Source organism: Pseudomonas sp. MWU349, from assembly GCF_017947325.1.
GTDB classification, from domain to species: domain Bacteria; phylum Pseudomonadota; class Gammaproteobacteria; order Pseudomonadales; family Pseudomonadaceae; genus Aquipseudomonas; species Aquipseudomonas protegens.
On record NZ_JAFEVP010000003.1, the window covers coordinates 409,315 to 423,807 of the forward strand.

The 14,493-nt window shown below is 63.3% G+C and carries 11 protein-coding genes; 8 read left to right on the forward strand and 3 right to left on the reverse strand.

Annotation, left to right across the window (positions count from 1 at the left end; all coding sequences use genetic code 11):
* Positions 1–50: 50 nt before the first annotated feature.
* The 3 genes from thrC (at position 51) to KCG88_RS13960 (ending at position 6,513) form a co-directional block, all read left to right on the forward strand.
* A complete protein-coding gene (gene thrC / locus KCG88_RS13950; protein ID WP_011059452.1) occupies positions 51–1,460 on the forward strand; it encodes a threonine synthase in 1,410 nt (469 codons plus the stop codon).
* Positions 1,461–1,560: 100 nt separating this feature from the next.
* The gene (locus tag KCG88_RS13955; protein WP_210712565.1) at positions 1,561–5,163 is read left to right on the forward strand and encodes a transporter substrate-binding domain-containing protein; all 3,603 of its coding nucleotides are present in this window, start codon (positions 1,561–1,563) and stop codon (positions 5,161–5,163) included.
* A 90-nt stretch (positions 5,164–5,253) separates the two neighbouring features.
* Positions 5,254–6,513, forward strand: coding sequence for an EAL domain-containing response regulator (locus KCG88_RS13960; RefSeq protein WP_047284059.1), 1,260 nt, complete (start codon positions 5,254–5,256; stop codon positions 6,511–6,513).
* On the opposite strand, the gene KCG88_RS13965 is transcribed toward KCG88_RS13960, so the two are convergent.
* Positions 6,510–7,172 carry a response regulator transcription factor gene (locus tag KCG88_RS13965; RefSeq protein WP_047335782.1) on the reverse strand — a complete coding sequence of 221 codons (663 nt, stop codon included), beginning with the start codon at positions 7,170–7,172 and terminating at the stop codon, positions 6,510–6,512. The genes KCG88_RS13960 and KCG88_RS13965 overlap by 4 nt on opposite strands.
* 208 nt (positions 7,173–7,380) lie before the next feature.
* On the opposite strand from KCG88_RS13965, the gene KCG88_RS13970 reads away from it, so the two are divergent.
* Positions 7,381–7,668 (forward strand): DUF3509 domain-containing protein, encoded by a 288-nt coding sequence (locus KCG88_RS13970; protein ID WP_047284061.1) that lies wholly within the window; start codon positions 7,381–7,383, stop codon positions 7,666–7,668.
* Positions 7,669–7,836: 168 nt separating this feature from the next.
* On the opposite strand, the gene KCG88_RS13975 is transcribed toward KCG88_RS13970, so the two are convergent.
* Complete coding sequence (locus KCG88_RS13975; RefSeq protein ID WP_047284062.1) at positions 7,837–8,688, reverse strand: TIGR02285 family protein; 852 nt, start codon at positions 8,686–8,688, stop codon at positions 7,837–7,839.
* Between the two features lie 76 nt (positions 8,689–8,764).
* The gene (locus KCG88_RS13980) at positions 8,765–9,964 is read right to left on the reverse strand and encodes a CaiB/BaiF CoA-transferase family protein (protein WP_047284063.1); all 1,200 of its coding nucleotides are present in this window, start codon (positions 9,962–9,964) and stop codon (positions 8,765–8,767) included.
* 305 nt (positions 9,965–10,269) lie between these two features.
* Between KCG88_RS13980 and KCG88_RS13985 the strand changes: the two genes are divergently transcribed.
* The 4 genes from KCG88_RS13985 to KCG88_RS14000 all read left to right on the forward strand — a co-directional run bounded on the left by KCG88_RS13985 (position 10,270) and on the right by KCG88_RS14000 (position 14,421).
* Positions 10,270–10,890: a YjfI family protein gene (locus KCG88_RS13985; RefSeq protein ID WP_047284064.1), complete on the forward strand. Its 621-nt coding sequence runs from the start codon at positions 10,270–10,272 to the stop codon at positions 10,888–10,890.
* 15 nt (positions 10,891–10,905) lie between these two features.
* Positions 10,906–11,601 carry a PspA/IM30 family protein gene (locus tag KCG88_RS13990; RefSeq protein WP_047284065.1) on the forward strand — a complete coding sequence of 232 codons (696 nt, stop codon included), beginning with the start codon at positions 10,906–10,908 and terminating at the stop codon, positions 11,599–11,601.
* Positions 11,602–11,667: 66 nt separating this feature from the next.
* Positions 11,668–12,309 carry an OB-fold-containig protein gene (locus KCG88_RS13995; protein ID WP_047284066.1) on the forward strand — a complete coding sequence of 214 codons (642 nt, stop codon included), beginning with the start codon at positions 11,668–11,670 and terminating at the stop codon, positions 12,307–12,309.
* Positions 12,310–12,345: 36 nt separating this feature from the next.
* On the forward strand, positions 12,346–14,421 hold the full coding sequence (locus tag KCG88_RS14000) for a flotillin family protein (RefSeq protein WP_047284067.1): 2,076 nt from the start codon (positions 12,346–12,348) through the stop codon (positions 14,419–14,421).
* The last annotated feature ends 72 nt before the right edge of the window (positions 14,422–14,493 follow it).

Sequence of the window (14,493 nt, forward strand, 5' to 3'; positions counted from 1 at the left end):
CTTGAGGCTTGAAGCTTGCGGCTTGAGGCTCAAACCGAAGGTTTGTCCCCATGCGCTATATCAGTACTCGTGGCCAGGCACCGGCCCTGAATTTCGAAGATGTGCTGCTGGCAGGTCTAGCCAGCGACGGCGGCCTCTATGTGCCAGAGAACCTGCCGCGTTTCACCCAGGAAGAAATCGCTTCCTGGGCTGGCCTGCCGTATCACGAGCTGGCGTTCCGGGTCATGCGCCCGTTCGTCACCGGCAGCATTCCGGACGCCGATTTCAAGAAGATCCTGGAAGAAACCTACGGCGCCTTCTCCCACAACGCCATTGCGCCGCTGCGCCAGCTCAACGGCAACGAGTGGGTGCTGGAGCTGTTCCATGGCCCGACCCTGGCATTCAAGGACTTCGCCCTGCAACTGCTGGGTCGCCTGCTGGATTACGTGCTGGAGAAGCGCGGCGAGCGCGTGGTGATCATCGGTGCCACCTCCGGTGACACCGGCTCGGCGGCCATCGAAGGCTGCAAGCGTTGCGACAACGTCGACATCTTCATCCTGCATCCGCACAACCGTGTATCGGAAGTGCAGCGCCGGCAGATGACCACCATCCTCGGCGAGAACATCCACAACATCGCCATCGAAGGCAACTTCGACGACTGCCAGGAAATGGTCAAGGCCAGCTTCGCCGACCAGGGCTTCCTCAAGGGCACTCGCCTGGTGGCGGTGAACTCGATCAACTGGGCGCGGATCATGGCCCAGATCGTCTACTACTTCCACGCGGCCCTGCAGTTGGGCGGCCCGGCGCGCTCCATCGCGTTCTCGGTGCCCACCGGCAACTTCGGCGACATCTTCGCCGGCTACCTGGCGCGCAACATGGGCCTGCCCATCAGCCAGCTGATCGTCGCCACCAACCGCAACGACATCCTGCACCGCTTCATGAGCGGCAATCAGTACGTCAAGGAAACCCTGCACGCGACCCTGTCGCCGTCCATGGACATCATGGTCTCGTCGAACTTCGAGCGTCTGCTGTTCGACCTGCACGGTCGCAACGGCGCGGCCCTGGCGGCCTTGATGGACAGCTTCAAGCAGGGCGGCGGTTTCAGCGTCGAACAGGATCGCTGGACCGAAGCGCGCAAGCTGTTCGACTCCCTGGCGGTGAACGACGAGCAGACCTGCGAAACCATCGCCGAAGTCTTCGCCCAGACCGGCGAAGTGCTGGACCCGCACACCGCGATCGGGGTCAAGGCCGCCCGTGAATGCCGGCGCAGCCTGGATACACCCATGGTGGTCCTGGGCACCGCGCACCCGGTCAAGTTCCCGGATGCGGTGGAAAAGGCCGGTGTCGGCAAGGCTCTGGAGCTGCCGGCGCACCTGTCCGACCTGTTCCAGCGTGAAGAGCGCTGCACGGTCCTGGCCAACGACCTGAAAGCGGTGCAGGCTTTTGTCAGCCAGCACGGCAATCGTGGCAAGCCGCTCTGATTCATTGGCTTTGCCGACTAACAAGCCCGTCTTCTGACGGGCTTTGTTTTTTCTTGCCCCAGTGGCATGAGTGTGGCCCGCAAGACGCCGGGAGGCCCGGATGATACGCCGTCGAACCTATCGGAAACTGCCCGTCCAGCGCTGGCTGTGCGGGCCTGTGCTGGTCTGCGCAATATTCGCTTGGATGGCACCTGCCTACGCCGCTCAGAACCTGTCCTTCAAGTTGGTGCCGGCCTTTGTCGATCTCGACCCCTTGCCCCTGGCGCCCGCCGAGCAGCGATGGCTGAAAAGCCACCGGACCCTACGGGTGGGGATTTCCATCGATGACTACCAGCCCATCGACATCACTCGCGACCGCAACCGTTACCAGGGCATCAGCGCCGATTACCTGAGCCTGGTGGGCGAGCGCCTGGGGACGTCCATGGAGGTCGTGGGCTTTTCCGAGCGCGAGCAGGCGGTGGAAGCGCTGCGCAACGGCACCATCGATGTGCTGACCAGTGCCAACGGCTATGAGCGCGGAGCGCCGGGGCTGCGTTTCACCAGCGACTACATGCCGGACCTGGCGGTGGTCGTGGTGCGTCGGGACGAGCCGCAGCCCAGTGACGACCTGGCGGGCAAGAAGGTGGTGCTGCTGGACGGCTACGCCAATGCCGCCCAGATCCATGCGGCCTATCCCGACAGCCAGATCATGCTTTCACCGAACCTCTACAGTGGCCTGGAAGCGGTGAAGCAGGGGGATGCCGATGCCTTCATCGGCAACGAGGTGATCGTTCGCGCCTACAAGGCCCTGCGACCCTACCTGGGGTTGCAGATCCACGTGGAAAGCCGCCTGCCACCCACCGGCTTTGCCTTCGCCACCCGCGACAGCAATGTGCTGCTGGCACAGTTGCTGGAAAAGGCCCTGCAAAGCATCGATGAATCCATACGCCGGGAAATCCAGGCACGCTGGACCACTGGCCTTGGGGCGAGCAACTTCGCTGAGCCGATCGAGCTCAGCGCCCAGGAACAGGCCTGGATCCTCCAGCACCAGCATGTGGTGGTGGCCTCCCAGCAATACCCGCCCCATGTGTTCAAGGACAAGGACGGCCAATGGAGCGGCCTCAATATCGACCTGCTCAACCGTATCTCGCGCATGACCGGGCTGCATTTCGTGCAGAAGGAAAGCCAGACCACTGCCCAGACTCTGGAACTGCTGGAAAGCGGGCAGGCGCAAATGAATACCACCCTCACCGCCAGCGACGACCGGCGGCTGTTCCTGAACTTCTCCCATGCCTTCGGGGGCGCGGCCTGGGTGTTCGTGGTGCGTCCCGAGGACCGGCGCCTGAGCAGCCTGAAGCAGATGGCGGGGAAGGTGCTGGTGCTTCCGGCCCGGCATACCCTGGAGAGCTTTATCCGGCGCAACTACCCGGACATTCGCCTGCGCAGCGTTGCCAGCTATGAAGAGGCCCGGGCCCTGGTCAGCAGTGGCGAGGCCATGGCGACTATCCAGAGCGAGGTGCAGGCCCTGGGGCCGGCCGAGACCGGGGTGATGGTGGGGCGTAGTGTCGAGGGCACTTGGTCGGCCGACGAGTTTTCCGTGCGCAAGGACCAGCCCGAGCTGCTGAGCATTCTCAACAAGGCACTGGAAGCCTTGCCGGTAGCGGAGCTCAGTGCTCTGCGCCTGAAATGGCTGGGGGCTACGCCCGTGCCGGTGCCTGCCTGGCAGCGCGTGCCGAACTGGGTGTATTGGGCGATTGCCACAGCGCTGCTGTTCGGCCTGATTTCCCTGGCCTGGAACAGTCGCCTCAAGCGCCAGATCCAGCAGCGATTGCTGGCCGAACAGCGGCTCAATGATCAACTGGTGTTCAAGCGGGCCTTGCTCGATGGTATTCCCAACCCGATTTTCGTGCGCGACCTGCAGGGGCGTTTGATGACCTGCAACAAGAGTTATGAACAGCAATTGGGCACCAGCCTGGCGCAGATCCAGGGGCGGCAACTGACCGAACTGGACATCCTGCCGCCGGCCACCGCCCAGCAGTTGCATGGTGAGTTCATGCAGTTGCTGGCCTCCGGTGAGTCGGTGTTCGCCGACCGACAGGTGGAGTCCAGGAATGGCCCTATCGATGTCTATCAGTGGGCGGTGCCGTTCTACAGCGCAGAAGGGCAGTTGCAGGGCTTGCTGGGCGGCTGGATCGACATCACCGAGCGCAAGCGCCTGGAGAACCAGCTGGTGGAGGCACGCCAGGCGGCCGATCAGGCCAACGCGGCAAAGACGGCTTTCCTGTCCACCATGAGCCACGAGATCCGCACACCGATGACCGCCATCCTTGGCCTGCTGGAGCTGGAGAAAGAGCAGGCGCGGCTGCGCGGCGTGCCCTTTTCCGAAGCCCTGCGGGTGGCTTACCAGTCCGCCCAGGAGTTGATCGGCCTGATGGGCGATAGCCTGGACCTGGCCAAGATCGAGGCCGGGTATATGCACCTGGTGCCCCAGGTCACCGCCCTCAAGCCGTTTTTCGAGAGTATCCGGCAGTTGTTCGAGGTTACGGCGCGTAACCAGGGCGTGCAGTTGCAACTGGTGTTCAGTGAGCGGGCCAAGGGCCGTTATCTGTTCGACCCGGCGCGCCTGCGCCAGGTAGTGCACAACCTGTTGAGCAACGCGCTGAAATTCACCGCCCAGGGCGAGGTGCGGATGACGGTGGAGTGCCAGCCTGGCGAGTCCGGCCTTGAGTGCCTGCGTATCAGCGTTGCGGATACCGGCCGCGGTATCAGCGCCGAGCAGCAGGCCAAACTGTTCACGCCCTTTGTCCAGGCCGATGCCATGACCGCGTCAGCCTATGGCGGCACCGGGCTGGGGTTGAGTATCTGCCGGCAACTGGTGGAGCTGATGGGCGGGCGTATTGATCTGCTCAGCGAGCCCGGGGTCGGTACCGTGGTGTCGCTGGAGTTGTACCTGGAGCGGGTCAGTGACGACTTCGAGTCGGGACCGGCGTCGACGCAGGAGCGACCGCCGAGCCGGAGCATGGAGGTGCTGGTGGTGGATGACTTGAGCGCCAACCGCATGGTCCTGTGCCAGCAACTGATGTTCCTCGGGCACCGGGTGGAGGCCTGTGACAATGCCCGGGAAGCCTTGCAGCAATGGCGTGGCGGCACCTTCGACGTGGTGATGACTGACTGCAACATGCCGGACATGAGCGGCTACGCCTTGGCCGAGGCGATCCGCCAGGCCGAGGCACAGGAGGGGCGCGGGCGCTGTCCGGTGATCGGCTGCACCGCCAATGCCTTCGAAGACGAGCGCGAGCGCTGCGAGGAGGCCGGAATGGATCAACTGCTGGTCAAACCGGTAACCCTGGATCAGTTGGCCCAGGCCCTGGCGCGCTTCCTGCCGCCGCCATCCTTCAACATCCAGACCTTGCGCAGCATGACCCAGGCCGACGACCCGGTGCTGCAACGCATGCTGCACGAGTTGTTGCGCAACCTCGCCGAGGAGCAGCAGGCACTGGAAGCGGCGCACCAGGCCCGCGACCGGGAACGCCTGGGGGGTACCCTGCACCGGCTCAAGGGTGTGTGCTGCCTGATCGATGCGCTGCCCCTGGCCAGGGCCTGTATCGAGCTCGAGGGGCTGGTCAAGGGGCGCCAGGACGAGGCCATCGATCGTTATTGGCCGTTGCTGCTGGAGGTCATCGCCAGCTTGCGCAGTGATATCCAGGCTGCCCTGGACGATTAGGACTTGTCCTATGTGTGTGTGGGAAATGTCTGATTAACCTGCCGGCTCGTTGTGGATACTTGCCACGCACGTCGTACCGGAGGTTGCCCCATGCATTCGCTTAAAGTGCTGATTCTCGAAGATAACTCGTTCCAATTGATGGCCCTGCACCAGATGCTCAACGCCAATGGCGTGTTCAATGTGCTGACCGCCGAGAGTGTCGAGGCCGCACGGCGTTCGCTGGACAGCAAGGGGCCGGTGGATATCGCCATCTGCGACCTGTACCTGGAGCAGGCCGACGGCCTGGAGTTGATCCGTGACCTGGCCCGCCAGGAGCGGGCCCGGGCGCTGATCATCCTCAGCGATGCCGAGGAGGATGTGCTGGAGGGGGCGGCCGGCATGGCCCGGGAGCTGGGCCTGAAAGTGCTGGGCTGCCTGCCTAAGCCGGCCTCGGTGGCGGTGATCGGCGACTTGCTCACCGCCTACCAGCAGCACTCCAGACAGGGGGCGCCGGCGCCGGACCAGGCGTTGCTGCGGGAGTTGCTGGCGCTGGAGCCGTTTTCCCTCGACAGCGTCACCCAGGAGGAAGGGCTGGCGGCGATCCTGGGCCACGGCGTGGCGTATTTCCAGCCGGTCATCCAGCCCCACGGCGAGCTCCAGGGAGTCGAGGCCCTGGCTCGCTGGCAGCACCCCGAGCGCGGGCTGCTGATGCCTGGGGAGTTTCTGCCATTGATCGAGTTCGCCGGCCTGCAGGAGATCTTTACCTGGCACATGCTGGAACAGGCCCTGGAGCTGGCGGCCGGGGTGAAGCTGGTGATGGGTCATTCCTTGCCGGTGGCAGTGAACATTCCCATCGGCATCCTTGAGCGGCCGCTGTTTCCCCGTCAGTTGGAGGCCTTGCTCAGGCGTTTCGAAGTGCCAGCCCGGCTACTGACCCTGGAAATCATCGACACCACCCGGCTACAGACCGATACCGCCCATGTGGAGGCGCTGCTGCGCCTGCGGATGATCGGCTGCAAATTGTCCATCGGCGACTTCGGCATCGGCGGCACCAGCCTGCAGCGTCTGTTGGAACTGCCCTTTACCGAGTTGAAGATTCCCCCGGTGTTCGTAGCGGGCATGGCGGCCGACGAGCGCAAGGTGGCCCTGGTCGGCGGTGCGATGAACATGGCCCGGCGCATGTCCCTGGGAGTGGTGGTGGCCGGAATAGAGAGCGAGGCCGACTTTAAGGCAGCCAAGGCCCTGGGGGCGGCCCATCTGCAGGGCTGTTTCCTGGCCGGGCCGATGAGCGCCGCCCAGATGCGCCAGTGGCTGGCGCAGGCGCTGGACCGGGGTACAGAGGGAGCTGGCGCTGAGGGCCTGTGTGCCTAGGACAGCCCGTGCTCCTGCACGTAGATGTACAGCGCGGCTTCACTGGACAGGCCGAGCTTGCGCATGGCACTGACCTTCTGCGCACTGACGGTCTGCTTGCTGCGGTTGAGTTGCGCGGCAATTTCCCCCACCGCATGGCCGGCGGCCAACAGGCGGATCACTTCCAGCTCCCGCGGCGACAACTGATCGCTGGAAACCAGGCGGTCCGGCCCCACTTCGCCGGCCAGGCTCAGGGCCTGCTTGATGGCCTGGGCGATGTAGGGCTTGTGTTGTCGCGCCCGGGCGATGGCGGTCGGCAGCTCGTCCGCCAGGCTGGCCTTGCTCAGCAGGCCCGTCACCCCCAGGTCGAGGATCGAGCGGAACAGCCCGGGGTGGTTGAGCATGGTCACCACCACGATGGGCAGGTCGGGGTGGTGGCGGCGCAGCTGTTCGATCAGGCGCAGGCCGTCGTTCTGCTGTTCGGCGGGCATCATGAAATCCGTCACCAGCACATCGCACTCGATCTCCTGCATCAGTTGCGCCAGGGCGGAGGGCGAGCTGGCCTCGCCGACGATGGCCAGGCTGTCGTCCTGTTCCAGGACGGCGCGCAGGCCAATGAGGAAGATCGGGTGGTCGTCGGCAAGGATGATGCGCAATTTGTTGTTCGTCGTTGCTTTCAAAGCTGAGCTCCAATGCAAAGGCGGCGTTGTTTGCGCCTGGTCGGCCGTTTTTCAGCTGTCATATTACCCGTGCATGCTCGGTTGACTCAGGTCGGCAGCAGTAGGTGTGGCGAACTTTCTTCTCTGAGCGATGGTCACTTGAATGTCAGAAAGCTACCGGCATTTTTGTTTTCGAACCTTTAATTCGAGCTATTGAGTGGTGATCTAGATGGAAAGTATCAGTCTTTTATTGAGTGAGGCCCTGAGCCCTTACCAGGTTGCTCTGACGCCTTGCGGGGCTCGGGGCGAATGCCTGGTGACCTTGAAGAATGCTGCCGGCGCCATCGTGGTGGAGCGTGAGGTCAATCGGGCCCAGCTCGCTGACAAGCGCCTGCTCACTGATGTGGTGGACGGCCTGCACCGTGATGTGCTGATCGCCGAAGGCCGGCTCGAACCCTGCGTGATCGCCGCCCTGCGCCATGCCGCCGAAGACAAGGCGTTCGCCCGGCGCACTTGAACTGAAATTTTATGGAACCTTCCGCCAGGCTCGTCAGTCAGACTCAGTATCAGCAGGATCAGGCATTGTGCTCCGGTGCTTGTGGCCTGCTGGTACGGGTCTGCAAAGACCACGTTTAACCCCGAGTCGTCTCCCCACTTCTCGGGGTTTCTTTTTGCCTGGCGTTTGTCAGTGGTCCTTCAATTGCTGGAAGTAGGCTCGGGCGTCGGCGCGGTATTCATCGCGCATTCCGGGGTCCAGCCAGGCGGCATACAGCTCCACCAGCCGCTCTTCGCGCAGCTTGAGCAGGGCCTGGTTGATCCGGGTGATGGCTTTGCGGCCCTGGGGGGTGTCGGAGCAGCCAACGTGGATTTCCTGATACTTGCTGGTGCCTTCGACCGGGTAGAACTCCAGATCCTGCGGGTCCATACCCTGCTGCACGGCCTGGTAGCGGATTTCCGGCCAGTAGCCCAGCAGCAGTTGCAGGCGCCCCAGGCGCTGCATCTGCAGCAGGCTGCCCAGGGCGTCGTTGCCGTAGTGGGCGCGGATCTGCTGCGGAGCAACCTGCTGCAGCAGGTTATCGAGCTGTTGTCCGTAGCTGCGTTCGGCCACCACCCCGATCAGTTCCTTGCCGCTGTCGAGCAGGCCATGCAGGTCGACCTTGCCGTCATGGATGAAGTGCGCGATCTGCTCACGGTCGGTACGGCGGATCGCCAGGCCATTGCTCAGCACTCGAAAGCTGGTGATGGAAAAGGCTACCCATTGCGCACGCTCCTTGTTCCAGATCAGCGCCGGATCGCAGGTGAAGCTGGGGTCGCGCAGTATCTGCATGCCCCGGGCTCGATTGACCCGTACCAGTTCGTGCTGGTACTCCGGCAGGCTGGCAATCAATTGCGGCATCAGCAGGTCGACCACCCCTCGACCTTTTTGCTGGCCCTCGAAAATGTTCAGCGGCGGCAGGTCGCGCAGCAGCCAGGTGAGCATTTCGCCGGCGTGGCCGGTGGCGCAGGGCAGCCACAGCAGGCAGGTCGCGAGCGCCATCGTCAGCCGGCCAAGGCCTGGGCTCGAGCGTCGTTGGGCCCGTTGTGGGCTGTCAGTGTGAGGCGGCTGTTTCAGTTTAGATTGCCCCAGAGTTGCGCAGGTCCTGGATCTGCTCGCTGCTGTAGCCCAGGCTGGCCAGAACTTCGCTGGAGTGTTCGCCGAGCTCGGGGCCGATCCAGTCGGCCGAGCCCGGAGTCTGCGAGAGCTTTGGCACGATGCCGGGCATCTTGAAGGCCTTGCCGTCCGGCAGCCTGGCCTGGAGGAACATTTCCCGGGCGAGGAATTGCGGGTCGTGGAACATGTCCTCGGCGCTGAAGATGCGGCTCGCCGGGACTTCGGCCTGGTTCAACTGCTCCAGCACCTGCTCCAGGGGCAGGGCCCCCACCCAGCGGTCGATCACCCCATAGAGTTCGTCGCGGCGGGTGTCGCGCCCGTCGTTGCTGGCCAGGGCCGGGTCATTGGCCAGGTCCTCGCGGCCGATCAGGAGCATGAAGCGCTTGAAGATCGCATCGCCGTTGGCGCCGATCTGCACGTGCTTGCCGTCGGCACTGGTGTGGATCGACGAAGGGGTGATGCCGGGCATGATGTTGCCACTGCGTTCGCGAATGAAGCCGAATACGTCGAACTCCGGGACCATGCTTTCCATCATGGCGAAGATCGCCTCGTACAGCGCCACGTCCACCACCTGCCCCTGGCCGCCGTTGACCTCGCGGTGACGCAGGGCCATCAGCGCGCCGATCACCCCCCACAGGGCAGCGATGGAGTCACCGATGGAGATTCCGGTGCGCACCGGTGGGCGGTCCTCGAAACCGGTGATATAGCGCAGGCCGCCCATGGATTCGCCCACCGCGCCGAAGCCCGGTTGGTCCTTCATCGGCCCGGTCTGGCCAAAGCCCGATAGCCGCACCATCACCAGTTTGGGGTTGAGGGCGTGCAGTACGTCCCAGCCCAGGCCGAGTTTTTCCAGCACGCCGGGGCGAAAGTTCTCGATCAGGATGTCCGCTTCGCCCAATAACTGCTTGAGCACCGCCAGGCCTTCGGGGTGCTTGAGGTTCAGGGTCAGGGACTTCTTGTTGCGCGCCTGAACAAACCACCACAGCGAGGTGCCTTCATACAGCTTGCGCCATTTGCGCAGCGGATCGCCGCCGTCCGGGGATTCGACCTTGATCACCTCGGCACCGAACTCGGCGCAGATGCGCGAGGCGAAGGGGCCGGCGATCAGGGTGCCGAGTTCTATCACTTTCAATCCGGCGAGGGGCTTGCTGAGACTGTTCATGGGGCATCCGCTGGGCAGGAAAATCCGCCTAGCCTAGACCATTGGTCGCCATTAAGGCAGCGCCTGGCGTTGGCCTGCATTCATTATTTCCAAGTGCATGAGGGGATAATTGTGCTTCTCATTCCCTTGGGTGACAGGTTTAATGACGTCTTCCGAGAAAAAGCCCTTGCAAAGGACGCAATCTGGTCTATGCCCGCGACGCTTGCTTGGGCGGCATTTCTGATAAATCTCGTTACAAATACCCGGTCAAAAACTTACATGTGATGAATTGAACTCCTTACATGTGATGCTCTAGTCTGTGCGTCATGGAAAACAAATCCTCAGCCCATTACCAACGTTTATTCCGCCAGCGCCTGCGTGATCAGGGCTTGGTGAAAAAGGAAGTCTGGATACTGCCGGAGAACGCCCAGGCGTTGCTGGCGGTTGAACGCAAACTGCGTCAGCCCTCAGAAGGGCTGGCTCCTGTGGAAAAGGATGGAGAAATGAGCATGCCGCAGATCTGGAATGCCCGATCGCTGTGCCAGGCCCTGATGGCCACCGAGTTGTTCAGCAGCGGCGAAGCCAGCGTTGAACTGCTGGAGGGCGCCGAGCCGAGCTTGCACGTGACCATGCGCGAATACGGCGACCTGCCGTTGTTCGTGGCCCTGTCCGGTGAGCAGATCCTGGTGGAGGCGCTGCTGTGGCCGCAAAGCGAAGTGACCGATGTGGCCGCGTTCAACGAGGAAGTGTTGCTCAGCCGCCAGTTGTTCCCGCTGTCGAGCATCGGCCTGGAAACCCGCTTTGGCGGTGAGCGCTTCTACATGATGTTCGGTGCGCTCAGCGCCACCTCGATTCTCTCCAACGTGCTCTACGAGATCGAAACCCTGGCCAGCAACGTGATCAGGGCAACCGAGGCCTACGAAGGCTACCTGAAGGCTCAGGCCTGACCTGGAGGAATGCACATGAACGTATGGAGCAAGCTGCTCACCGCGCTGCGCGGTGGTGCCAATGAGGCGGGCGAGGCCCTGGTGGACAGCCAGGCACTGAGGATTCTCGATCAGGAGATCCGCGACGCCGACCAGGAACTGCGCAAGTCCAAGGAAGCCCTGGCCGAGATCATGGCCCGCCAGAAACTCGCCGCCGAGCGCGCCAACGGCAGCGCGGCCAAGGTCGCCGAGTATGAAAGCTACGCCCTCAAGGCCCTGGAAGCGGGCAACGAAGCCCTTGCCCAGGAAGTGGCGCAAAAGATCGCCAACCTGGAAAATGACTTGGCCGTGGAGCGTGAGCAGGCCGATGGTTTTGCCGCCAGCGTCGCGCAGTTGCGCAAGGCCGTGACCCAGGCCGAGGGCAATATCAAGCATTTGAAACAACAGGTGGATACCGTCAAGGCCACCGAAAGCGTGCAGAAGGCCCAGCAGGCCGTGGCCCAGCGCTACGGCGGCTCCCAGAGCAAGCTGCACACCGCCGTGGAGTCCCTGGAGCGGATCAAGCAGAAGCAGGCCGAGCGCGCGGCAAAGATGGACGCCGCGGCCGAGCTGGCCAATACCAGCAGCCCGGACGATGCCCTGGACGCCAAGTTGCGTGAAGCCGGAATCGTTGCCGGCAGCACCAGCGCCGACAGCGTGCTGGCGCGCCTCAAGGACCGTAGCAAGTCCTGATTCACCGTTGTGTTGTAGGGGCGGGGCCGTCGGGCCTTGCCCGGCTTTTTCAGGGATAGGAAAGCAATGGAAATCTTCCTGCAGACAGTGTTGTCGTTCCCCACAGTGCTGTTCAGCTTCATGCTCTGCCTGGCCGTGATCTACTGGGCGGTGGTGGCCATGGGCATGCTTGAAGTCGACCTGCTGGACTTCGAGGCCGACTCGCTGCTCGACAGCGCCCACGCCGGCGAAGGCCTGGCCGGGCTGCTGATCAAGTTCAAGCTCAACGGGGTGCCGGTCACCCTGGTGCTGACCCTGCTGATGTTCTTCAGCTGGTTCCTGACCTATTTCGCCGAACTCTACGTCCTCAGTCACCTGCCCCTGGGCTGGCTGCGCTATCCCCTGGGCCTGTTGCTGGCGGTGCTTGCGCTGTTTCTGGCGGCCCCCATCAGCGCGGCCATCTGCCGCCCGCTGCGTCCGCTGTTTCACAAGATGGAAGCCACCAGCAGCCAGTCGGTGTTGGGGCAGACCGCTGTGGTACGCAGCGGCAGAGTCACCCTGGAACACGGCGAAGCCGTGCTCGAGAACGGCGGCGCGGGCCTGATCCTGCGTGTGCGTGCCGATGAGGCACGAGCTTTCAAACGCGGCGATCGCGTCGTGTTACTGGAGTATCTGGAGGCGCAACACGCCTATCGGGTCATTACCGAGGACGAGTTTCGCGGCCTCTGAGCCCGGGCTTCCTCAGAATCAAAGGAGATTGATTGCATGAATTTACCGTCGCTGCTGCCCATCCTGCTCGGGATCGGCCTCGTCGTTCTGGTGGTCTTCGGCCTGCTGGCCCTGTTCAAGGCCTTCTATATCAAGGTCCCCCAAGGCACGGCACTGATCGTCAACGACATGTCCTCGACCCCCAAGGTGCACTTTACCGGCGCCCTGGTGTACCCGGTGATCCACCTCAAGGAGTTCATGCGCATCTCGCTGATCACCCTGGAAGTCGACCGTCGGGCCAAGGATGGTCTGATCTGCCGCGACAACATGCGCGCCGACATCACCGTGGCTTTCTACCTGCGGGTCAATGAAACCCAGGAAGACGTGCTCAAGGTGGCCAAGGCCATTGGTGTCGACCGTGCCTCCGACCGCGCCGCGGTCAACGAACTGTTCAACGCCAAGTTCTCCGAAGCGCTGAAGACCGTGGGCAAGCAGTTCGACTTCGTCCAGCTGTTCGAGAACCGCCAGGACTTCCGCGACCGCATCATCGAGATCATCGGCAACGACCTCAACGGCTATGTGCTGGAAGACGTGGCCATCGACTACCTGGAACAGACCGCCAAGCACTCCCTGGACCCGAGCAACATTCTCGACGCCGAGGGTATCCGCAAGATCACCGAGCTGACCGCGGCGCAGAACGTCATCACCAACGAACTGGAGCGCAACCAGGAACTGGCGATCCAGAAAAAGAACGTCGAGACCCGCGAAGCCTCGCTGTCCCTCGAACGCCAGCAGGCCGATGCCGAAGCCCGGCAGAAGCGCGAGATCGAAACCATCCGCGCCCGCGAGGAAGCCGAGACCGCCAAGGTCAAGGAAGAAGAGCGGCTGAAGGCCGAACAGGCGCGCATTCAGGCGCAGCAGGAAATCGACGTGCGCACCGAGAACCATCAGCGCGAAGTCGAAGTGGCCCAGCAGAACCGCCAGCGCGCGGTGGTCATCGAAGTGGAGAAAGTCACCCGCGCCAAGGACCTGGAAGTGGTGGCCCGCGAGCGTGAAGTGGAACTGCAACGCATCGAGAAAGAAAAGGCCCTGGAAGAGCAGCGCAAGAACATCGCCACTGTGATCCGTGAGCGGGTAGCGGTGGAGAAGACCGTGGCCCAGGAAGAAGAGCGGATCAAGGAAGTGCGCGAAGTCTCCGAAGCCGAGCGCGCCAAGCAAGTGGTGGTGATCCAGGCCCAGGCCGAAGCCGAGCAGGACCTGGTGCGCCAGGTCAAACAGGCCGAAGCCGACGAAACCCGCTCCAAGCACAAGGCCGTGGAAATCAACAACCTGGCCCAGGCCGAACTGGAAGCAGCGGCCAAGCAGGCCGAAGCCAAGAAACGCCTGGCCGAAGGCCTGGAAGCCGAGCGCGCCGCGCCTGGCCTGGCCGATGCCCGGGTGCTGGAAATCACCGCGGCGGCCCAGGAAAAAGAAGGCCTGGCCCAGGCTCGCGTACGCACCGAGCAACTGATTGCCGAAGCCCGTGGCGAGCAGGAAAAAGGCCTGGCAGACGCCCGCATCATGGAAGCCCAGGCGGTTGCCAAAGAGAAGGACGGCCTGGCCGAAGCCAAGGTCATGGAAGAGAAGCTCGGTGCCCAGGCCCGTGGCGAAGAACAGTTGGGCGCGGCCAAGGCCAAGGCCACCAAGGACCTGGGTTCGGCCGAAGCCGAAGTGCTGCTGCAGCGCCTGAACGCCGAGGCCGAAGGCCTGGGCAAGAAGTTCGGTGCCCTGGACTCCCTCAGCGACAGCGCGCGGTCCCACGAAGAGTTCCGCATGCAACTGGAGAAGAACTTCGAGGAAGCGATGGCTGCCATCGCCGCCAACAAGGAAATCGCCAAGGACCAGGCCGAAGTGCTGTCGGCCGCCCTCAGCAAGGCCAAGATCGAGATCGTCGGCGGCGAAGGCGACTTCTTCAATTCCTTTGCCAAGTCGCTGTCGGTGGGCAAGGCCATTGAGGGCGTGGTGGGCAAGAGCCCGGTGGTCCAGGACGTGCTGGCACGCCTGCTCAACGGCAAGGGCGCTCCGGCCGTAGCCGCTGAGCTGGCCGCCGCTGCCGTTACGCGCAAGGCCGACGCTCCGTCTGCCGAAGCCTGAAATGCCTGACCACATCTGATTCGCCAGCCCTCGCCTGATCCTGTAGCCGTCGTTTTTATCGACGGCTGCAGG